The following is a 21,403-nucleotide window of genomic DNA, read 5'->3' as shown; positions in this document are numbered from 1 at the left end:
ACCGAGGAGGCGTCATGCCGTACCCCGAGATCCGGCCCCGCCGGCTGCGTCGTGACGCGGCCGTGCGGCGGCTGGTCTCCGAGACCCGGGTCGCCCCGGCCGACCTGGTGCTGCCGATGTTCGTCAAGGAGGGGCTGACCGAGCCCCGCCCGATCGGGTCGCTGCCGGGGGTGCTGCAACACTCCCGGGACTCGCTGCGCAAGGCGGCGGTCGAGGCGGTCCAGGCCGGGGTCGGTGGGATCATGCTCTTCGGGGTGCCGGCCGAGCGGGACGCCACCGGGTCCGGCGGGATCGACCCGGCGGGCATCCTCAACGTCGCCATCTCCGACGTGGTCGGCGAGGTCGGGGACGCCACCGTGGTGATGAGCGACCTCTGCCTGGACGAGTTCACCTCGCACGGGCACTGCGGCCTGCTCACCCCGGACGGGGACGTCGACAACGACGCCACCCTGGCCGCCTACGCGCAGATGGCGGTGGCCCAGGCCGCCGCCGGGGTCGGGGTGGTCGGGCCGTCCGGGATGATGGACGGCCAGGTCGGGGTGGTACGCCAGGCGCTCGACGCGGCCGGACACACCGACGTGGCGGTCCTCGCCTACGCCGCCAAGTACGCCTCGGCGTACTACGGGCCGTTCCGCGACGCGGTGGAGTCGGCGTTGCAGGGCGACCGGCGCACCTACCAGCAGGATCCGGCGAACCTGCGGGAATCCCTGCGTGAGGTGGCGTTGGACGTCGCCGAGGGCGCCGACATCGTGATGGTCAAGCCCGCCCTGCCCTACCTCGACGTGGTGTCGGCGGTCCGGGCCGCCGTCGACGTCCCCGTCGCCGCCTACCAGGTCTCCGGTGAGTACGCGATGGTCGAGGCCGCCGCCGCCAACGGCTGGATCGACAGGGAACGGGTGATCCTGGAGTCGCTCACCTCGATCCGGCGGGCCGGGGCGGGGATCATCCTCACCTACTGGGCCGCCGAGGCCGCCCGGCTGCTCCGCGAGAGCTACTGACCCGGACGGGTCCGGGTCAGCACGAACAGGTACGGGTGCTCCGCGCCGCGTACGTCCATCGCCCCGAGCAACCGGTCGTCGTCGACCCGGCGGAACACGTCGTGGATCGGGTGGGCGTCGTAGCACATGGTCGCGGTGACCACGCCCCGGTATTCCGTCATCCGGAGCCGGGCGGCGGGTCTGGGGGTGGCCAGCAGCGGCCGGGCCAGCCGGAACAGGGTGGCCGCAGCGGGGAGCCGGGTCAGCGCCGGGCGACGGAGCAGCGTCCCCACCGGGATCAGCCCCGGGGCGATGCTGGTCAGCCGACCGCCCGGGGTGGTGAAGACCAGCGGGTGGACCTTCTCGGGGCCGTCGAACCGCTTGCCCCACCAGCCGAGCTGCTCCAGCAGGCCGTCGAGCGGATGGCCGGTGGGCAGGCCGGTGCCGCGCCACCAGCCCGGCATCTCCTCGACCGTCACCGCAGGCAGCGTGTCGTAGTAGGCCAACGCCGCGTCCAGGTCCGCCCGGCGACGCAGGTCGTCGAGCCGGTCCGGGCCGTCGTGTCGGATGGTCATCGCCGGTCAGCCCTGGGCGTCGAGGCGGTGCACCAGCTCCGCCACCTCGGCACCGTACTCGCACCAGTGCCGGTCGGGGCGGTAACCCAGGTCGGCGTTGACCGCCAGCATCGCCTCGTTGGACTGGGCGTTCCACGTCTGGACCTGGGTCAGCCCCGGTTGCGCCGAGCGGAGTTCGAGAAGCATCCGTGCCTTGATCGCCCTGTCGATCCCGTGCCCCCGGTGGTGCTGCAACACGATGGTGTCGTACTGGTCGGCCCGGGTCGGGTGCTGGGCCGGCACCACCACCTCGGTCAGCCCGGCGACCTCACCGGTCGGCTCGTGCAGGGCCAACACGATGTACGGCTGCATCCCCCGCCGGTGCAGGCAGTCCAGGCTGTCCCGGAGCCGCTGCGGGTCGTACGAGCTGGGGCGCAACTCGCCGTCGTCGAGGTCCCGTAGCTCGGCCTTGGTCCTGGCGTACGCCTCGATCAGGTCGTCCGGCGGTCCACCCGGGTGGAACTGGAGCCGGTAGCCGTCATCGATCCCGGCGACCGTCGTGGCCAGCGCCGACCAGTCCACCCCGGCGAGGTCGAGGACGCTGCGGGTCTCGACGTAGTCCCTGGTGAACCCGAGCGACTCGTAGAAGGCCACCGCCGGGGTGCCCCCGACCACCTCGACCCCCATCGACTGGAAGCCCTCCTGGTAGACCCGGCGGGCCGCCAACCGGACCAGCCGTCGACCGAGGCCACCACGGCGCTGGGTGGGGTCGACGAGGACCTCCAGCACGCCGATGTCGCCCAGGAGCAGCACCTGCACGTGCCCGAGGATCGCCCCCGGTCGCCCCTCGTCCGGGGTCTCGGCCTGGGCGACCCAGGAGATCCGCCGTTCGCCCGGCATCACCTCGGAGAGGTACTCCCGCATCGAGGTGTCCTGCCAGGGCGGATCCTGCGGCAGATCGGCCGCCAGAATCGCGTTCAGCATCTCCAGCAGAGACGCGATCTCGGCGGACGACGCGGTCCTGGGATCCCACTCGCGCACCATCACGGGTCTAGCTTGCCGTCAACAGCTGCTCGGGGGAAGAGTCCGCTCCTCCAATGTACGCAGACGATCACATCAGGCGCGGCTGGCCTGACCGTACCGGTTGGCGGTGTCGAACACGTCCTGGGCGTACCGGCGTACGTCGTTGTACGACAGGATCGCCTGCCACCAGTCGCTCGCGACGGTGAGGTTCCGGCCCCCCTTGCAGAGGTACCGTCCGGCGGCGAGCGCCGCGTCGTTGAGGTTGTGCGGGTCCTTCACCCCGTCCCCGTCGGCGTCCGCCCCGATCTCCTCCCACGTGGTGGGGATGAACTGCATCGGCCCGACCGCCCGGTCGAAGGTGGTGTCGTTGTCCAGCCGTCCCTGGTCGGTGTCGCGGATCAGCATCCGGCCGCCCTGACCGTCCAACGGCAACCCGAAGATCAACGGGTCCTCGGCGCGGCCGTTCGGCTTCAGGGTGGCCCCGTTGGCCTGCCCGTGCCGGGACTCCACGTACCCGATGGCGGCCAGCGTCGTCCAGCTCAGCTGACAACCGGGTTCGGTCTGGGCGAGGACCAGCTCAGCGTAGCCGTACGCCTGCATCGCGACCGGGGAGATCTCCACCCTGGCACCGGTGGTCTGTGCCCAGCCCGCGAGGGCGTCGACCGGACGGGCGACCACCGGGGCCGCACCCCCGGAGGGCAGCACCCCGGACGGGGCGCCCGAAGCGCCGGGCAGACCCGAGGGAACCTCACCGGGGACACCCGGCACTGCGGTGGCGCCGGGTGGCAGCGGCACCTGCGACTCCGTCTGTGGCCAGGCCGCGTCGGTGGGGCTGCCGACGGCCCCGGCCGCCGTCGGTTGGGCGTTGCGGGCGGCTGCCGGCACCAGCAACGCGCCGGTCGCCGCCATCGCCGCGACCAGCCCGAGAAGGAACAGCCCGGGTACGGCGAGCCGCCCACTGGGCCGCCTCGACCACTCCCGGGTGGCGCGTGCCGCAGCCCCCGCCATCCGCCGGGGTGGCGTCCGCAGGGCGTGGGCGAACGGCACCCGACGACGTGGATTGCCGACCCGGGTCGGAGCCGCCACCGGTGCCGTCTCGCCGACGGCCGGGGCCGCCTTCCCGCCGGTCTCCTCCACCGCCTTGGCGTCGGTATCGCCCGTCGCCTTGTCGTCGGTCTTGTCGGTGGACGGGGTCGGCTCGGCGGGAGTCGGGGTGACGGGTGTCGACTCGGCGGGAGTCGGGGAGACAGGGGTCGGTTCGGCGGGAGTCGGGGTGACGGGTGTCGACTCGGCGGGAGTCGGGGAGACAGGGGTCGGTTCGGCGGGTGTCGGGGTGGTCGCGGGCGCTGGGGGCGCGTCCTGCTCGTCACGCCACCGGGCCAGCCAGGGCCGACGGGGACGGGGAATTCGGGGCGTCCCACCCTGCCCCGTGGGATCAGCGGGCGGCGCGGCCGACCGTAGCTGTCGGTTCGTCGGTTCTTCCTGGCCGTCCACCACCCGTCGAGTATCACCCATGTCACCCCGATAGTCAGGACCGGCCGTACCCTGGATCCATGCCCCGGTACGAGTTCCGTTGCCGCGCCTGCGGCGACACCTTCGAGGTCAACCGCCCGATGGCGGAGGCCGCTGCCCCCGCGTCCTGCCCCCAGGGGCACGACGACACAGTCAAACTCCTCTCCACCGTCGCGTTCACCGGTCGCGGTGGTGGCGGTGCGGCCGGCGGCGCGCCCGCCCCGTCCGGTGGTGGCTGCTGCGGTGGTGGCTGCGGCTGCTGACCCGGCACCGTCGACCGTAACCGTCCTCACTGGACGGTTGCGGCTACGGTTGTCTTGCCCTTGTGCAGGTGGGATGGCACCTTTGGGCGCAACCCCCGTCCCGTCTGGACGAAGGCGGACCGGGTGGCACGGGAGAGCATGACCCCGACGTCAGGTGCGGAGGTTCCACTCATGTCGTCACCCATCGACCTCCCGAGCGGCCTGGTGACCTTCGTGTTCACCGACATCGAGGGGTCGACCCGGCTGGCCCAGCTGCTCGGCCCGGACTACCGGCCGGTCCTGCGGGAGCACCGGCGGTTGCTGCGTCGTACGCTCGCGGGCACCGCCGGGGCCGAGTTGCTGACCGAGGGCGACTCGTTCTTCATCGCGTTCCCGGACGCCACTGCCGCGCTGACCGCCTGCCTGACCGCGCAGCTGGCGCTGACCGGGCACGACTGGCCCAGCCCCGAGTCCGCACCCCGGGTACGGATGGGACTGCACACCGGGTACGCCGAGCCCCGCGACGGCGAGTACGCCAGCCCGGAGGTGCACCGGGCGGCCCGGGTCGCCGCCGCCGCCCACGGTGGGCAGGTGCTCTGCTCGGCGGGGACCGCCCGGCACGCCGACCCGCTGCCGGACGGGTCCTCCCTGCTGGACCTCGGCCTGCACCGGCTGCGCGGCTTCGACGACCGGGAGCGACTGTTCCAACTGGTCGCCCCGGGGCTGGAGCGACAGTTCCCCCGCCCGCGTACCGCCGACGCGGTGGCGCACAACCTGCCCACCCAGGTCACCAGCTTCGTCGGCCGGGAGGTCGAACGCGCCGAACTGGACCGGCTGATGCGTCAGCACCGCCTGGTCACGGTGTTGGGGGCCGGGGGTGCCGGCAAGACCCGACTCGCTGTCGAGTTGGCCGCCGCAGTGGTGGAGGCGTACCCGGACGGGGTGTGGTTCGTCGACATCGCCACGGTGACCGACCCGGGGCTCGTCGCCTTCGCCGTCGCGGCCGTCCTCGGGCTCCGTCCGGAGCCCGGTCGGCCGATGGTGGACACCCTCGTCGAGTACGCGGCCAACCGCGCCATGCTGATCGTCCTGGACACCTGTGACGCGCAGCCGTCCGCGTCGGCCGAGCTGATCTCCCGGCTGCTCGCCGGCTGCGGCGGGGTACGGGTCCTGGCCACCAGCCGGGAGTCCTTCGGCCTGCCCGGGGAGGTGGTGTGGCGGATACCACCGCTGTCGGTGGAGCCCCGACCCGACGGCGCCCAGAGCGACGCGGTGGCGCTGCTGCTGGACCGGACGACTGCGGCCCGGGGAGGTCGGCAACCCGAGTCGGCGGAGGCCGCCGACCTGCGTCGGGTGGCGCAGCGGCTCGACGGGCTGCCGCTCGCCATCGAACTGGCCGCCGCCCGCCTGCGGGTGCTCTCCGCCGGGCAGCTCGCCGAGCGGCTCGACGACGTGCTGGGCACCCTCGACGCCGGGCGGGACCAGTCCGCCCCGGACCCGTGGGAGCGCCGGTCCGGCGGGTACGGCCCCGATCCGTTCGTCGGGTTCCCGGGGCCGGACTGGTCCGGTCAGCAGCACGACACCGTCGACCTGGTGGCCGCCGCCCGGGGGGCCACCCCGCCCACCTCGGCCACCCGGGCGGTACGCCGCTCGGCGGTGGAACGACACGCCACCATGCAGGCCACCGTGACCTGGTCGTACCGGACCCTCGGCCCCCGGGCGGCCCGGCTGCTGCGCTGGCTGTCGGTGTTCGCCCGGCCGGTGGACCTGGCGACGATGCAGTGGCTGCTCGACGACGACCCGCTCGACCCGTTGAGCGTCCTCGTCGACAAGTCGATGATCCTCGCCGAGCCGAGCGCCACCGGAAGCACCTACCGGATGCTCGACCCGATCCGGGCGTACGCCGCCCGTCGGCTGACCGAGGCCGGTGAGGAGCGGACCGCCCGGGACCGGCACGTGGCCTGGTCGACGCGGGCGCTGGAACAGGCCCACCTCGGCCCGGACGGGCAACCTGTGACGCTGTCGCTCTACCGTCTCGACCCGCTGGCCGGGGAGTTGCGGGCCGCGCTGCGCTGGTGCGCCACCGGCGGAAGCGCCCGGGCGGGGCTGCGCCTGGCCGGTGGGCTCGACCAGTGGTGGCGGGAGCGGGGGCTGGCCCGGGAGGGCCGGTTGTGGCTGTTCCGGCTCTACGGACGGATCGCCGAGACCGGGGAGGAGATCCCGGAGGCCGAGCTGGCGGCGGCGTACCACCTGCACTCCCTGCACGCCGGGGCCGACGGCGAGCTGGCCGAGGAGCTGCGTTTCTCGCAGCGGGCCGAGGCGGCGGCCCGGCAGGCGGGGGAGGCCGGACTGCTGGCCCGGGTCCTCGCCGGACGGGCGGCACCGCTCATCGACATGGGACAGTTCGTCGAGGCGGAGCGGGTCTGTCGGGAGGTCATCGACTGGGCGTACGAGCAGGGTGTCGCCGGTGACGTGCTGTTCGCCGTGTTCAGCCTGGCCGAGCTGCTCTGGCGGCGGGGTGCCCTGGACGACGCGGCGGAGCTGCTCGGCGCGGCCCGCCCGATCGAGGCGGCCCGGCCGGTGGAGCGGGGTCGCCGCTCGGTGGACATGCTGCTCGGCATGGTGGCGTTGGCCCGAGGTGACCTGGTGGCAGCGCACGAGCACCTTCAGGCGGCGCTGCGTTCCCGGCTGGCGCACGGGTTCCACGGCCGGGCCTGCGACACACTCGACGCGATCGCCGTGCGGTGCGCCGCCGGAGGCGACCCGTCGACCGCCGCCCGGCTCTTCGGTGCCGCCCAGGCGACCCGGGCGAGCATGCGGTCGACCCCCGGCATCCACGACGCGTACTGGCTGCAACGCCAGACGGAGGTACGTGAGCTGGTCGGCGACGCGGAGTTCGACGCCGCGTACGGCGAGGGCAGCGAGCTGAGCCTGGAGGAGGCGGCCGCCCTGGCGCTCGGTGTGGAACACCCCGACCTGGCCGCCGACTCGACCCGGTTCAAGACCACCGCCCCACCCCTCCTTCCCTGACCGGGGGGTCCCTTCCGCCGTCAGGCGAAGAAGCGGGCCAGGTGGCTGGGGGTGGGCGGGTCGGCGTCCGGTGCCAGGGGGGTGAGGTCGGCGAAGATGCTGGCCCCGTCGCACCCGGCGTGCAGCGGGTGCCACCGGGGGGTGCCGGGCGGCCGCTGCACACAGACCCCCTTGATCGTCTGTACGTCGAGCAGCCGTACGTGGGTCGGGTCGGCCACCGCGTTCACATGCCCCCACCAGGGGCTCATGACGTGCAGGACGCCCCCGGGGCGCAGTACCCGGTGGCACTCGTCCACCAGGGGCAGGAAGTCGATCAGGTGTTCCAGGATGTGCACCGCGAAGAGGACGTCCACCGAGTCGTCGGCCAGGGGCAGCGAGCCGGACAGGTCGGCGATCGCGTTCACCCCGGGGGCGGGGAAGATGTCCAGCCCCAGGTTCTCCGGGTACTGCTTCGTTCCGCCGCAGCCCAGGTCGACGACGACCGGGTCACGCCCGGCGACGCGTACCCGGGACCAGACCCCGAAGACCCCGGCGAGCCGACCCACCCGATCCCGGACCAGCCGGAGCTGCCCGGCGTCGGCGACCTCCCCGGTCAGGTGGGCCACCCCCTGGTCGAAGCGGACCCGCACGGCCAGGTCCCGCAGCCGCGTGTCGTGTCCGGCCTGGTCCGCCCAGGTCTCGGCGAGGAATTCGTCGACCGCCCGCAGCCGTTCGGCCGAGGGCGGGGTCTGGGTCAGCGCGACCATGGGTCACCTCCGGCCGCCCGTTACCCGGTACGCCGCCCGCTACGCCCGGCCCGTCCACGTTCATCCGATCGGGGGTGGTGGCCCGGGTACGCGGAGGACGGTCTCAGAGTTCGGTGACCCGACCGTCCTCGACCTGGAGCCGTCGGGTGGTGTGCACCGCGTCGAGCATCCGCCTGTCGTGCGTGACCAGGAGCAGGGTGCCCGGATATCCGTCCAACGCCGACTCCAGCTGCTCGATCGCCGGCAGGTCCAGGTGGTTCGTCGGCTCGTCGAGGACCAGCAGGTTCACCCCGCGCCCCTGGAGCAGGGCCAGGGCGGCCCGGGTCCGTTCACCGGGGGAGAGGGTGCCGGCGGGACGCAGGACGTGCTCGGCGCGCAGGCCGAACTTGGCCAGCAGGGTCCGTACGTCCGCCGGGGCGGTGTCCGGTACGGCCGCCCGGAAGGCGTCCAGCAGCGGCTGGTCACCGAGGAAGAGGCGACGGGCCTGGTCCACCTCCCCGACCACCACCCCGGAACCGAGGGCGGCATGTCCCCGGTCCAGTGGCAGCCGTCCCAGCAGCGCGCCGAGCAGGGTGGACTTTCCGGACCCGTTGGCCCCGGTCACCGTCACCCGGTCGGCCCAGTCGATCTGCAGGTCCACCGGGCCGAGGGTGAAGTCGCCTCGGCGTACCACCGCGTCCCGGAGGGTGGCCACCACGGACCCGGCGCGGGGCGCGGCGGCGATCTCCATCCGCAGCTCCCACTCCTTGCGCGGCTCCTCGACCACCTCCAGGCGCTCGATCAGCCGTTCGGTCTGCCGGGCCTTGGCGGCCTGCTTCTCGGTCGCCTCGGCCCGGAACTTGCGGCCGATCTTGTCGTTGTCGGTGGCCTTGCGCCGGGCGTTCTTGACGCCCTTCTCCATCCAGGCGCGTTGGGTGCGGGCCCGCGCCAGCAGGTCGGCTTTCGTGTCGGCGTACTCCTCGAACTCGGCTCGGGCGTGCCGACGGGCCACCTCCCGCTCCTCCAGGTATCCCGCGTAACCACCGCCGTAGTGGTTGACCTGCTGCTGGTGCAGGTCCAGCTCCAACACCCGGGTCACCGTCCGGGTGAGGAACTCCCGGTCGTGGCTGACCAGCACGGTGCCCGCCCGCAGGCCGGTGACGAACTGTTCCAGCCGTTGCAGACCGGCCAGGTCCAGGTCGTTCGTGGGCTCGTCGAGCAGGAAGACGTCGTAGCGGCTCAGCAGCAGCGAGGCCAGCCCGGCGCGGGCGGCCTGCCCGCCGGAGAGGCCCGTCATCGGATGGTCCAGGCCGACGGTGAGGCCCAGGTCCGCCCGGACCTGTTCGGCCCGTTCGGTCAGGTCTGCGCCGCCGAGGCCGAGCCACCGGTCCAACGCCTCGGCGTAGGCGTCGTCGGCGCCGGTCGCACCGACTGTGAGCGCCTCGGTCGCGGCGTCCAGGGCGGCCTGGGCGTCGGTCACCCCGGTCCGGCGGGAGAGGAAGTCCCCGACCGTCTCCCCGGCCCGTCGTTCCGGCTCCTGTGGCAGGTATCCGACGGTCGCGGTGGGCGGGCTGAGCGTCACCCCGCCCGCCTCGACCGGCACCGCTCCGGCGAGGGTACGCAGCAGCGTCGACTTGCCGGCGCCGTTCACCCCGACCAGGCCGATCACGTCACCGGGGGCCACCACCAGGTCCAGCCCGGAGAAGAGAAGCCGGTCACCGTGGCCGGCGGCCAACTCCTTCACCACCATCGTCGCGCTCATCAGAGGATGAGCCTAACCACCGCGTCCACCGGGTTTGCCCGCCCGGTGTGCCGGCCGTCCCGACACGAGGCAGACTCGCGGTCGTGGTGACCACTCTGGCGATCGACTGTGGCGGCGGCGGGATCAAGGCGTCGGTCCTCGATGCAGCAGGAACGATTCGGGCCCACCCGATCCGGGTGCCCACCCCGTACCCGCTGCCCCCGGCGCTGTTCGTACGGACCCTCGTGGAGCTGGGGGGCCGGCTGCCGACGGCGGACCGGGTGACGGTGGGCCTGCCGGGCATGATCCGGCACGGGGTGGTGGTGGCCACCCCGCACTACGTGACCCGGTCCGGCCCCCGCTCCCGGGTCGACCCGACGCTGCTTGCCGAGTGGTCCGGGTACGACGCCCGGACCGCCCTGGAGGAGGCCTTCGGGATGCCGGCCCTGGTCCTCAACGACGCCGAGGTGCACGGGGCCGGGGTGGTCGCCGGGGCGGGCTGCGAGCTGATGCTGACCCTCGGCACCGGGCTGGGCAGCGCGCTGTTCGACGGTGGTCGACTCGCCCCGCACCTGGAGCTGTCCCACGCCCCGGTCCGGTGGGGCACCACCTACGACACGTACGTGGGGGAGCCGGAGCGTCGCCGACTCGGTGACGGGTTCTGGTCCCGGCGGATCCGGCAGGTGGTGGAGGGGCTCCGGCCGGTGTTCCACTGGGACCGGCTCTACCTGGGCGGCGGGAACTCCCGACTGATCCGACCCGAGCAGCTGGCCCGGATGGGTGACGACGTCGTGGTGGTGCCCAACACCGCCGGCATCGTCGGCGGGGTCCGCGCCTGGGAACTGGCCGACGACCGGTACGACCGCGCGTAACCCGGGGCCGACGACCGGTACGACCGGGCACGGTGACCGGCCGGCGGTGAACTTCCTTCAGGGGAACACTCCCGGTCCGGGCGGTGTTGTGCCAGCGTCGGGTAAGTGTCGGGCGACAGCAGGAGGTGGGTCGGATGGACTTTCTGGCCGAGTACCGGCGGGCGACCGTGTTCTTCGAGGCGGGCGACCCGACCAGCGCGGCCCGGTTGCTGGAGCCGATCATCGAGGCGGAGCCGGACAACTCCTCGGTACGCCAGCTGCTGGCGCGGGCGTACTTCCAGTCCGCGCAGCTCCCCCGGGCCGAGCAGCAGCTGCGGGAGCTCGTCGACCGGGACCCGAGCGACCACTACGCCCACCACGTCCTCGGTCGGACGCTGGAGCGGATGAACCGGCCGGTGGAGGCCCTGCGGCACCTGCGCATCGCGGCGGCGATGCACGGGACGAACACCGACTACACCACCGCCCTGCGGCGGGTCGAGTCCCGGGTCGGGGGCTCGGCGGCCGGACCTACGATGAGACGTCAGGCGAGCTGAGCGGAGGGGTGGCCGGGCGGTGAAGCTGAAGCTGGACCTGCACGACATCTTCAACAAGGGCCACGACATCGACCGGGCGCTGCGCGGGATCATGGACGAGGCGGTGGCGAAGAAGGCCACCCTCGTGGAGATCATCCCGGGGAAGGGTTCCGGTCAGCTGAAGAAGCGGGTGCTGCGGTTCCTGGACCAGAAGGACGTCAAGCAGCTCTACCACCGGGTGGAGAAGGACTCGAAGAACTTCGGACGGCTCTTCGTGCACTTCCGCTGGAAGTGACGACGACGTGGCACGGGTCCGGCGGCGAGGTGCCGCCGGACCCGCGTCACGTCTACAGCTCGTAGGTCCGGGCGACGGCGAGCAGTTCCGAGCTGTGTGAGCCGACCACCCCGACGTCGGGCGGGCGGGGACGGAACCCGGGCAGGGCGTCGAGGCCGTCGCTGGCGTCCATCGCCCGCAGCCGTACCGGCCGGTCGGGTCGGACCGAGGCGGTCACGGTGATCTCCACGCCCTCCGGCGGCGGGGCGTGGAAGACGACGCCGAGGTCCCAGGAGTGCTCGGGTCGGCCGAGCGGCACCGGCCGTCCGGCGACGGTCATCGCGGAGACCCCCGCCGTGTCGAGGTCGACGTGCAGTGTGGTCAGCCGGACCGGCCGTTGCGGGGTGAGCCGCAGCCGCAGGGTCCGCTGGTTGTCGACAGTCGTGTCGGCCAGCACCTCCAGTGTCGGTGCGGGCAGGTCGGTGGCGGGTGCCGGTCCGGCCCGCAGTTCACGGGACCCGATCCCGGGGAAGTCGTCGACGGATTCGACGGCGTCGACGTACCCGGCGGTCCACGGCTGCGGGTCGGCCTCCCGGCTGAGCCACCGGGCCTGCCCGGTGCCGGCGTCGAGGGCGTACATCAGGTGGGTGGGCGTCGGGTGGTCGGCGTCGAACCGGTCGACGGCCAGGCCGACCCCGGCGAACACCACCGCCGCCAGGGTCGCGGCGACGGCGGGTACCGCGCCGAGCCGGCGGGCTTTCAGGGCGACCATCCCGCGTTGCCCACCGGCGGCCGGGTGCAGCAGGTCGAGAACGGGCAGCACGGCCAGGCCGAGCAGCACCGTGACCAGTGCGGCGACGCCGCCCATCGCCATGCCCAGCGCCGGGAAGAGCAGGACCACGGTGGGGAGCAGGACCACCACCGCGACCGCCCCGGCGGTGGTGACCGCGACGACCGCCCCGGGCCCGTCGAGCCGGGTGCGCAGGGCGACCGACCCCCCGAGCGCGCCGGCCAGGGCCGGGAGACTGAGCAGGTACGCCCCGCCGGGGACCAGTACGGCGAAGAGCACCCCGAGCAGGGCCAGCCAGGTCAACCCGCCGACGGCGAGGGCCGCCGGGCCGACCGGGCGGCGCAGCAGCGCGTACCAGGCGGTGAGGATCGCGGCGGCGAGGGCCACCACGGCGAGCCGGTACCAGGTCGGACGGTACGGGTCGAGCAGTTCGGCGTGGCCGGGGCGGATGGTGGTGATGCCCAGCCAGAGCAGTTGCGCGGCCAGGGGGGCGGCCACCAGCGGCACCACTGTCACGGCGAACCCGGCGGCGAGTCGCTTGGCGTCGGCCCGTCCACGACGTCGGACGGCCCAGCCGAGTGCGCCCACCGCGACCAGGGCGAGCAGGGCCAGCGGCACTGTCAGCCAGCCGGGGTAGCGGACGAGTCCACCCGGCACGGGGAAGTAGGTGGCGTCGTGGTCGGCGTCCAGGTCGGTCAGGTCGGTCCGGCCGAACTCCCGGGCCAGCCCGAGCACGTTGGCGCCGTGGTGTTGGAGGCTGCGCCGGTCCACCGACGCCGCGGTGTCCAACGGGGTGTGGTAGATCGCCCCACCGTCGATGTACGCCGAGTTCAGCCCCACGAAGTCCCGGTCGAGGAAGGCGGTGAAGTCGGTGTCGTTGGGGAGCGCCCGGTAGACCTCCACGGCGAAGGAGGTGCCGACCGGGTGGGGTGCCCCCCGGCCGAAGACGTCGACCAGTCCGGCGTTGTCCCGGGAGGTCTCGAACATGATGACCGGGCCGGTCGATCCGCGTGCCTCCAGGTTGACGACGACCCCGCCGTCGGCGGCGAGCGGGTGGTCGGCGGCGAAGGCGGAGGCCCCGCAGAGACACGCCTCCTCGGCGTCGGTGAGGACGAAGACGATGTCGTTGCGGGGAGGGGGGCCGGTGGTCAGGGCTCGGGCCGCCTCCAGGATGGCGGCGGTCCCGGCGGCGTCGTCGTTGCCGCCCGGGCTGGTCTGCACCGAGTCGTAGTGGGCGACCAGGAACACCCGGCCGGTGGAGTCGGTGCCGGGCAGGTGGGCGACGACGTTGCGGACCCGGGCCAGGGTGGCCCCACCGGCCGCCCCGCTGAGCTGCCCCGCCTCCTGCGCCACGGTGTCCTGGACCTCGGTGGTGAGTCCGAGTCCGCGCAGGGTGTCCACGACGTGTTCGCGTACCCGGTCGTTGGCCGGGCTGCCGGCCGGGTGCGGCTGCGCCGCCACCACCTCGACGTGCCGGTACGCCCGTTCGGCGCTGAACTCCTCGGCGGGGGCGTCGGCCGGGCGGGCCGCCGGGGGACGCAGGTCGAGCAGGCTGCCCACGCCGACGGCGAGCAGGGCGACGACAGCCAGGAGGGCGGCGAGCGGTCGTCGGCGGGGTCGGGACAGGGCGCGGTCCTGATGACGGGTGACGGGTACGCCCACGAAGGTCTCCTCTGGGGCGGGGGTGGGCCACCATCCTGCCCTCTCGCGGCCCGACACGCAGTCCCCCGAGCGCTGCACCCGGTCGGATGCGGTGGACCCCTGCGACACACCCGTGATCGGGAGGAACCAGGCACACGCTTTGCCTGATTACCGGTCGTCCGTAACGTTGTGTCGCAGAAGGGCCTGGACGGGGCGGGATCGCGGTGGGTGGTGCTCGAAGGGGCACCGCCGGTCCCGGCGTGGCCGTGGCGTGTGGGACCGTTGTCTAATACAGCATCGGCGAGGCACTCGGAAGGAGCCAGACATCACCAGCGATCTCCCGCGCCTCGCGGCGGTGACCCGGTCGCACCGGGTGGCCGACCGGGCCGGACCCGTCGTCGTGCCCCCCGTTCACCAGCAGGGTGGCTTCGGGCACCACCCGAACCTGCCCCCTGGCGAACGACTGCGGGTGCTGCTGGTCGAGGACGACGAGGGCGACGCCTTCCTCGTCGGCGAACTGCTCGCCGAGACGAACTCCATGATCGACCTTCTGGTCGCCACGAGTATCAGCGAGGCGCGTCGCCGGGTGATGGGGGTCGACTGTGTCCTGCTCGACCTCGGCCTGCCCGACGCGCAGGGCATCGACGGGCTCCGCCAGGTGCTGGAGATGTCCAGCGGGGCCGCGGTCTGCGTGCTCACCGGCCGCTCCGACGAGCACCTGGGGATCGTCGCGGTCGCCGAGGGGGCCCAGGACTACCTGGTCAAGGGGCAGGTCGACGGGGTCCTGCTGACCCGGGCGCTGCGGTACGCGGTGGAGCGCAAGCGGGCCGACGAGAACGCCCGCCGGTTGCGCGAGGTGGAGCTGCGTCAGGCCGAGTCGGCCCGTCTGGAACGGGGTCTGCTGCCCCAGCCGCTGATGACCACCGACGAGATCGCCGTACACACCTTCTACCGGCCGGGGCGGCACGCCGCGCTCATCGGCGGGGACTTCTACGACGTGGTGCAGACCCGGCCGGACCGGGTCGACCTGATCGTCGGGGACGTCTGTGGACACGGGGTGGACGAGGCGGCGCTCGGGGTCGAGCTGCGGGTCGCCTGGCGGGCCCTGATCCTGGCCGGGGTGCCCGACGACGAGGTGCTGCCGGCACTGGAACAGGTGCTGATGAGCGAACGACGGTTGCAGGAGATCTTCGCCACCGTCGCCACCACCCGACTGGACATCGACGCCAACCGGGCCACCGTCCGCCTGGCGGGTCACCCGCCCCCGCTGCTGCTCTCCGGCGGCAAGGTCGCGCCGGTACCGGCACCGGGTGGTCTGCTGCTCGGCGTACGACCCCGCCGACCCGTCGCCTTCGACCTGGAGTTCGAGACCGATGACTGGTCCCTGCTGATGTACACCGACGGCCTCATCGAGGGGCGGGTGGGCACCGGTGACGAGCGTCTCGACGTGCCCGGCCTGGCCGGGCTGCTCGACGAGACGGCCAGTCGTGACGTGCCACTGCCCGAGCTGCCCCCGTGGCTGGTGGGTCGGGCCGAGCAGATCAACGGGGGCCCGCTCGCCGACGACGTGGCGATGCTCCTGGTGAACCGGGGTGGTGGCCGGTGACCACGCAGACGGTGGAGGAATCCACCACCGATTCGACCCCCCGGCGCGGTGGTTGGACGCTGCGCCGTCGGGTGGTCGCCATGCTCTCCGTGGTGGGCGTCCTGCTGGTCCTCCTGGCCGGGGCCGAGGCGGTGGTGGCCAGTCAGAACCGCCAGTTCACCAACGCGGCGCTGACCGAGACCGGCCCCCTGCGGGTGCAGGGGCAGGAGCTGCTCAGCGTCCTGCTCGACCAGGAGACCGGGGTCCGCGGGTACGCGGTCAGCGGTGACCGGGTCGACCTCCAGCCGTACGACCAGGGGCTCCGGCAGGAGCGTGAGGTCCTGGCCACGATGACCGAGCTGACCGACGACTACCCGGACATCTCCCAGGAGCTGCGGCTGGTCCAGGAGCGGGCCGAGCAGTGGCGGCGGACCGTCGCCGAGCCGGTGATCGCCGCCACCGAGGCCAACGGGCCGGCGGCCGGACAGGCGCTCCTCACCGACGATTCCCGGCAGCAGTTCGACGGGATCCGGGACGCCATAGAGGATCTCCAGGCCGAGATCCTCACCGCCCGGGAGCGGGTGGTGTCGGAGATCGAGCGAACCGGTGACCTGCTGGTCCTGCTGCTGGTCTTCGCGGGTGTGGTGGTCGCGGTGGCCGGTGGGCTGCTGCTGTTCTCGCTGGAGAAGATGGTGGTCCGCCCGCTGACGTCGCTGGCGTCGCAGGTGCGGGAGGTGGCCGACGGGGACTACCAGCACCGGATCGCCGGTTCCGGTCCGCCGGAGTTCCTCGCCCTCGCCGAGGACGTCGACTCGATGCGGCAGAAGATCGCCCGGGACCTGGCCGAGGTCCGGGAGGCCCGGGAGCGGATCGAGTGGGTCAACAGCCAGTTGCAGAAGCAGGCCGAGGAGCTGGTCCGGTCCAACCGTGACCTGGAGCAGTTCGCGTACGTCGCCTCCCACGACCTCCAGGAGCCGCTGCGGAAGGTGGCCAGCTTCTGCCAGCTGCTCCAGCGCCGGTACGCGGGCAAGCTCGACGAGCGGGCCGACCAGTACATCGCCTTCGCGGTGGACGGTGCCCAGCGGATGCAGCGCCTGATCAACGACCTGTTGGCCTTCTCCCGGATCGGTCGGCTCACCACCGGTTTCACCGACGTCGACATGAACAAGGTCATGGAGGACGTCGCCGGGCAGACCGAGCCGGCCCGCCAGTACGTCGACGCGGAGTTGACCTGGTCGGACCTGCCGGTGATCCGGGGTGAGGAACCGTTGTTGACCAACCTGCTGGTCAACCTGGTCAGCAACTCGGTGAAGTTCCGTCGCCCGGACGTGACGCCGAAGGTGCACGTCTCGGCGCGACTGGTCGGTGACGAGTGGGAGATCAGCTGTCAGGACAACGGCATCGGGATCGAGCCGGAGTTCGCCGACAAGATCTTCGTCATCTTCCAACGGCTGCACTCCAAGGATGCCTACCCCGGCACGGGCATCGGGTTGGCTATCGTGAAGAAGATCGTGGAGTACCACGGAGGTCGGGTCTGGGTCGACACCGACACCGCGGAGGGGACGGCCATCCGGTTCACCCTTCCGGCCCGGGCCGAGGACGTCGAGGCCGCCGCCGGGACGGGCGGGGGCGACGGCGACCCGTCCGGGGCGGACGCGGCGTCGGCGACGGTGGCCGGTGACCCTGTGGTGGACGACGCCCCGGCCGACCCCGGCCCGGTCGGTGCCGGTTCCGGGGGCGACGATGCGGATCGGGACGGGCACGTCGTCCGGCAGCCGCAGCCCAGGGACGCCACCGACCCGGCGGACACCCCGTCGGGTGGGGGTGGAGCGACAGGCACGAAGGAGACAGCGCGATGACCGCACCGGCGGACGGCAGGAGCCCGATCGAGGTGCTGCTGGTCGAGGACGATCCGGGTGACGTCCTGATGACCCAGGAGGCGTTCGAGGAGCACAAGCTCCGCAACCGGCTGACCGTCGTGTCGGACGGGGCCGAGGCCCTCGCCTACCTGCGCCAGGAGGGTCGGTACGCGGACGCCGTGCCCCCGGATCTGATCCTGCTCGACCTGAACCTGCCCCGCCGGGACGGCCGGGAGGTGCTGGAGGAGATCAAGAAGGACGAGCATCTCTGCCGGATCCCGGTGGTGGTCCTCACCACCTCGCAGGCGGACGAGGACATCCTGCGCAGCTACCAGCTGCACGCCAACGCGTACGTGACGAAGCCGGTCGACTTCGAGCGGTTCATCTCGGTGGTCCGTCAGATCGACGAGTTCTTCGTCAGCGTCGTCAAGTTGCCGCCCCGTGGCTGACCAGCTGCTGGACGACGTCGCGGCGCTGCTCCGGGAGACCGCCGCCGAGGTCGTCGTGCCGTTGTTCCGTCGGCTGGACGCCTCGGAGATCACCGAGAAGGCTCCCGGGGAGCTGGTGACCGTCGCCGACCAGCGAGCCGAGGAGATGATCTCCGCCGGGCTGCGCCGGTTGCGCCCCGGTTCGGTGGTGGTCGGCGAGGAGGCGTTCGCCGCCGATCCGACCCTGCTGCGGCACCTGCACGACGCCGGGGACGTCTGGGTGGTCGACCCGGTCGACGGCACCGGCAACTTCGCCGCCGGGCGGCGTCCGTTCGCGTTGATGGTCGCCCTGCTGACCGACGGGGAGCCGGTCGCCTCCTGGGTGTTGGATCCGCTCGCCGACGACCTGGCGGTGGCCGGGGTGGGTGTGGGCACCCGGCTCAACGGCCGTCCGGTCGAACCGTCGACGGAGCCGGTCTCCCTGGACCGGCTGCGCGGACCGGCGATGACCCGGTTCCTCCCCCCGTCCACCCGCGCCCGGGTGGAGGCCGGGACGGCCGGGTTGGGGGAGTTGCTGCCGGGGCAGCACTGCGCCGGGCGGGAGTACCTCGACCTGCTGACCGGGGACCAACAGTTCGTGATCTTCTGGCGGACCCTGGCGTGGGACCACGTCCCGGGGGTGCTGCTGGTCCGGGAGGCGGGCGGGGTGGCCCGCCGGTTCGACGGTGCCGACTACCACCCGACCCAGTCCGACAACGGCCTGCTCGTCGCCACCTCGGAACAGGTCTGGTCAGTGGTCCACGAGGCCCTTCTCGGCCGGACACGACCCTGAGGGGTTCGCTGAACGTGAATGAACGGGCGCGGTCTGTCGAGTTTTCCCCGCCTGGAGTCGCACCGGCCGGGTGAGCCGCGCCGGTTCCGGTATCGTGACCGACGGTCTCTGCCAGCCGGTGAGCCGGTCGGTGCCGTTGGGGGCCGCCACCGGCGGCCGACGGAGGGAAGCTTTTCGTGCCGAGGTCCATGTCAACCCGGCGGGGTGGTCACCTGTCGGGTCGCCACCCGCTGATCGTTCTGCTCACTGCCGTGACGCTGCTGCTCGGGGTCGGGGCGGTGCCCGCACACGCGGCACCGGACGAGGGCGGATCGAAGAAGCTGCGCGACGCCCTGGAGTCCACCGCGAAGGGGCACATCGAGGCCAAGAACAAGCTGGATGCCTCGAAGAAGCGTCAGAAGAAGCTCAGCGGTGAGCTCAAGACGATGGAAGAGCGGCTGGGCGGTCTCACCCAGCAGGTCAGCGAGGTGGCCGCCCACTCGTACCGGATGGGTCGGCTGACCGCCCCGGCGATGCTGCTGGGCGCGGACACCCCCGACGCCTTCCTGGACCGGGTGGCCTCCCTGGACGTGATGGCCCAGCGGGACGGCAAGCGGATCCGCGACATGGTCGACGCCCGGGACGAGGCGAACGAGGCCAAGCGCAAGCTCGACGCCGAGGTCCGCGAGCAGCAGAAGCAGGTCGCCGTGATGGCGAACAAGAAGAAGCAGGCCGAGCGGGCGCTCGCGGCGGTCAGCACCGGCAGCAGCGGCGGGTTCAGCGGCGGCAGCTCCTCCTCGGCCCGCCCGGCACCGCGTAACTCCAACGGCTCCTGGCCCGGCGAGTCGTGCTCGGTGAACGACCCGACGCCGGCGAACGGCTGCATCACCCCTCGCACCCTGAACATGCTCCAGCAGACCCAGGCGGCCGGGTACAAGCGTTACGCCTCGTGCTTCCGCAGCGGCGGGTCGGGGGAGCACCCGAAGGGTCGGGCCTGCGACTTCTCGGCGGCCACCAACGGCTTCGAGGACCGCACCGCCACCGGCGGCGACAAGTCGTACGGGGACAACCTCGCCGCCTGGCAGGTACGCAACGCCGACCGGCTCGGCATCCTCTACGTCATCTGGTACCGGCAGATCTGGCACCCGGGTACGGGGTGGCGGGCGTACAGCGGAAGCGGCAGTCCGGCCGCCGACCACACGAACCACGTTCACACCTCGATGTATTGACCCGGGCGGACAGGATGACTGCGTACCATCCCCACGATGAGTAGCTCGACGCCTGATGTGGCGGCCCCGGCCGCCGACGCGGATCCCCCACCGGTGCGTGCCCTGCCGAACGGGCTCGCCGCGTTCCTGGTCTTCTTCTCCAGCGGTGCCGTCCTGGTGCTGGAGACGGTGGCCCTGCGTCTGATCGGCCCGTACGTCGGGGTGACCCTCCAGGTCACCAGTGCGGTGATCGGTGTGGCGCTGGGGGCCATCGCGTACGGGGCGTGGGCTGGTGGATGGTTGGCCGACCGGTGGGATCCCCGACCCATGCTCGCCCCGGCGTTGCTGCTGTCCGGGATCGCCACGGCCGTCACCCTCCCGATGGTCAGGTACGCCGGTGAGGTGCTGCGGGGCAGCGCCGTCAGTGCCGTGCTGCTGTTGACGGCGCTGGCCGTGTTCGTCCCGGCGATGCTGCTCTCGGCGGTCACCCCGCTGGTGGTGAAGCTCCAGCTGGCGGACCTGCGCCGGACCGGGCAGGTGGTGGGGAAGCTCTCCGGGATCGGCACCCTGGGCGGCATCACCGCCACCCTGGCCACCGGGTTCGTGTTGGTGGCGGCGCTGACCAGCACGACCATCGTGCTCGCCACTGCGGTCGCCCTGGGCGTGGTCGGGATCGGCCTGTGGTTCTACTTCCGCCGTCAGGACGGGGCGGGCAAGCTGCCGGGGGCGTCGAAGCTGCGGGCCGGACTGGCGGTGGTGGGGCTCATCGGGGCGGGGTTGACCACGGTCGCCCCGAACCCGTGTGACATCGAGACGGCGTACCACTGCGCGAGCGTGGACCCCGATCCGGCCCGGCCGGACGGTCGGTCGTTGGTGCTCAACTCGGCCCAGCACTCGTACGTCGACCTGGCCGACCCGACGCACCTGGAGTTCGCGTACACCCAGTGGTTCGGTGGGGTGTCGGACGTGGCGGCACCGCCGGGGGCGCGGGTGGACGCCCTGCACATCGGCGGCGGCGGCTTCACCATGCCCCGCTACCTGGCGGCCACCCGGCCGGGCACCGACAACGTGGTGTTCGAGATCGACGGCGGGCTCGTCGACCTGAGCCGGGAGAAGCTCGGCCTGACCACCGGCCCGCAGCTGCGGGCGGAGGTCGGCGACGCGCGGATGCTGCTGGTCGAGGAGCCGTCGGCGAGCCGGGACGTGATCGTCGGGGACGCCTTCGGACACCTGGTGGTGCCCTGGCACCTGGCCACCCGGGAGATGGCGGCCGAGGTCGGTCGGGTCCTCCGTCCCGGGGGCGTCTACATGCAGAACGTCATCGACTACGGGCAGCTGCGCTTCATCCGCAGCGAGGCGGCGACAGTGGCAGCGGAGTTCGCGAACGTCGCCCTCATCGCCCCGCCGGCCGCCCTGAGCGGGGACCGCAACGGCAGCAACTTCGTCATCGTCGCCTCCGACGCCCCGCTGCCGTTGGAGGCGTTGCGGACCCGGCTGGACGAGCTTCCCGAGCCGGTACGGGTGCTCGCCGGTGCCGAGTTCGACGAGTTCGTCGGCGGTGCCCTGGTGCTGACCGACGACTTCGCTCCGGTGGACCAACTCCTCGGTGCCGCCTGATC

At 72.7% G+C, this 21,403-nt stretch carries 18 protein-coding genes; 12 read left to right on the top strand and 6 right to left on the bottom strand.

Annotated elements, in window-relative coordinates; genetic code table 11:
- Positions 1-14 precede the first annotated feature (14 nt).
- Positions 15-998, top strand: a complete 984-nt coding sequence (gene hemB, locus WHN02_RS02155; RefSeq protein WP_434741812.1) for a porphobilinogen synthase — start codon at positions 15-17, stop codon at positions 996-998.
- Here hemB and WHN02_RS02150 read toward each other — a convergent pair.
- The 3 genes from WHN02_RS02150 to WHN02_RS02140 all read right to left on the bottom strand — a co-directional run bounded on the left by WHN02_RS02150 (position 992) and on the right by WHN02_RS02140 (position 4,069).
- Positions 992-1,552: a DUF4334 domain-containing protein gene (locus tag WHN02_RS02150; protein ID WP_434741811.1), complete on the bottom strand. Its 561-nt coding sequence runs from the start codon at positions 1,550-1,552 to the stop codon at positions 992-994. The genes hemB and WHN02_RS02150 overlap by 7 nt on opposite strands.
- 6 nt (positions 1,553-1,558) lie before the next feature.
- Positions 1,559-2,575 carry a GNAT family N-acetyltransferase gene (locus WHN02_RS02145; RefSeq protein WP_434743786.1) on the bottom strand — a complete coding sequence of 339 codons (1,017 nt, stop codon included), beginning with the start codon at positions 2,573-2,575 and terminating at the stop codon, positions 1,559-1,561.
- 72 nt (positions 2,576-2,647) lie between these two features.
- Positions 2,648-4,069 carry a lytic murein transglycosylase gene (locus tag WHN02_RS02140; protein WP_434741810.1) on the bottom strand — a complete coding sequence of 474 codons (1,422 nt, stop codon included), beginning with the start codon at positions 4,067-4,069 and terminating at the stop codon, positions 2,648-2,650.
- Positions 4,070-4,107: 38 nt separating this feature from the next.
- Between WHN02_RS02140 and WHN02_RS02135 the strand changes: the two genes are divergently transcribed.
- Positions 4,108-4,329 (top strand): FmdB family zinc ribbon protein, encoded by a 222-nt coding sequence (locus WHN02_RS02135; RefSeq protein ID WP_434741809.1) that lies wholly within the window; start codon positions 4,108-4,110, stop codon positions 4,327-4,329.
- A gap of 171 nt (positions 4,330-4,500) precedes the next feature.
- Positions 4,501-7,338: an ATP-binding protein gene (locus tag WHN02_RS02130; RefSeq protein ID WP_434741808.1), complete on the top strand. Its 2,838-nt coding sequence runs from the start codon at positions 4,501-4,503 to the stop codon at positions 7,336-7,338.
- 20 nt (positions 7,339-7,358) lie between these two features.
- On the opposite strand, the gene WHN02_RS02125 is transcribed toward WHN02_RS02130, so the two are convergent.
- Positions 7,359-8,084, bottom strand: a complete 726-nt coding sequence (locus WHN02_RS02125; protein WP_434741807.1) for a methyltransferase domain-containing protein — start codon at positions 8,082-8,084, stop codon at positions 7,359-7,361.
- Positions 8,085-8,187: 103 nt separating this feature from the next.
- Complete coding sequence (locus WHN02_RS02120; protein ID WP_434741806.1) at positions 8,188-9,825, bottom strand: ABC-F family ATP-binding cassette domain-containing protein; 1,638 nt, start codon at positions 9,823-9,825, stop codon at positions 8,188-8,190.
- Positions 9,826-9,908: 83 nt separating this feature from the next.
- On the opposite strand from WHN02_RS02120, the gene WHN02_RS02115 reads away from it, so the two are divergent.
- The 3 genes from WHN02_RS02115 to WHN02_RS02105 all read left to right on the top strand — a co-directional run bounded on the left by WHN02_RS02115 (position 9,909) and on the right by WHN02_RS02105 (position 11,483).
- Positions 9,909-10,676 (top strand): ROK family protein, encoded by a 768-nt coding sequence (locus WHN02_RS02115; protein WP_434741805.1) that lies wholly within the window; start codon positions 9,909-9,911, stop codon positions 10,674-10,676.
- 134 nt (positions 10,677-10,810) lie between these two features.
- On the top strand, positions 10,811-11,209 hold the full coding sequence (locus WHN02_RS02110) for a tetratricopeptide repeat protein (protein ID WP_434741804.1): 399 nt from the start codon (positions 10,811-10,813) through the stop codon (positions 11,207-11,209).
- Between the two features lie 19 nt (positions 11,210-11,228).
- Positions 11,229-11,483 carry a Smr/MutS family protein gene (locus WHN02_RS02105; RefSeq protein WP_013736060.1) on the top strand — a complete coding sequence of 85 codons (255 nt, stop codon included), beginning with the start codon at positions 11,229-11,231 and terminating at the stop codon, positions 11,481-11,483.
- Between the two features lie 52 nt (positions 11,484-11,535).
- On the opposite strand, the gene WHN02_RS02100 is transcribed toward WHN02_RS02105, so the two are convergent.
- Positions 11,536-13,914 (bottom strand): M28 family peptidase, encoded by a 2,379-nt coding sequence (locus WHN02_RS02100; protein ID WP_434741803.1) that lies wholly within the window; start codon positions 13,912-13,914, stop codon positions 11,536-11,538.
- A 334-nt stretch (positions 13,915-14,248) separates the two neighbouring features.
- On the opposite strand from WHN02_RS02100, the gene WHN02_RS02095 reads away from it, so the two are divergent.
- From WHN02_RS02095 to WHN02_RS02070, 6 genes are all read left to right on the top strand, one after another.
- A complete protein-coding gene (locus WHN02_RS02095; RefSeq protein ID WP_434741802.1) occupies positions 14,249-15,499 on the top strand; it encodes a PP2C family protein-serine/threonine phosphatase in 1,251 nt (416 codons plus the stop codon).
- A gap of 80 nt (positions 15,500-15,579) precedes the next feature.
- A complete protein-coding gene (locus WHN02_RS02090) occupies positions 15,580-17,337 on the top strand; it encodes a sensor histidine kinase (RefSeq protein WP_434743785.1) in 1,758 nt (585 codons plus the stop codon).
- A complete protein-coding gene (locus tag WHN02_RS02085; protein WP_434741801.1) occupies positions 17,334-17,786 on the top strand; it encodes a response regulator in 453 nt (150 codons plus the stop codon). The genes WHN02_RS02090 and WHN02_RS02085 overlap by 4 nt, the downstream gene beginning before the upstream one ends.
- On the top strand, positions 17,779-18,597 hold the full coding sequence (locus WHN02_RS02080) for an inositol monophosphatase family protein (protein ID WP_434741800.1): 819 nt from the start codon (positions 17,779-17,781) through the stop codon (positions 18,595-18,597). The genes WHN02_RS02085 and WHN02_RS02080 overlap by 8 nt, the downstream gene beginning before the upstream one ends.
- Before the next feature lie 188 nt (positions 18,598-18,785).
- Positions 18,786-19,805 (top strand): coiled-coil domain-containing protein, encoded by a 1,020-nt coding sequence (locus WHN02_RS02075; RefSeq protein ID WP_434741799.1) that lies wholly within the window; start codon positions 18,786-18,788, stop codon positions 19,803-19,805.
- A 36-nt stretch (positions 19,806-19,841) separates the two neighbouring features.
- Entirely contained in the window at positions 19,842-21,401 is a 1,560-nt protein-coding gene (locus tag WHN02_RS02070; protein ID WP_434741798.1) for a fused MFS/spermidine synthase, read from the top strand.
- Positions 21,402-21,403 lie beyond the last annotated feature (2 nt).

Source organism: Micromonospora sp. SH-82 (assembly GCF_051132485.1).
Lineage (GTDB): Bacteria > Actinomycetota > Actinomycetes > Mycobacteriales > Micromonosporaceae > Micromonospora.
The sequence above is the reverse complement of the archived record's forward strand: the minus strand, read 5'-3'. Positions and strand labels throughout refer to the sequence as shown.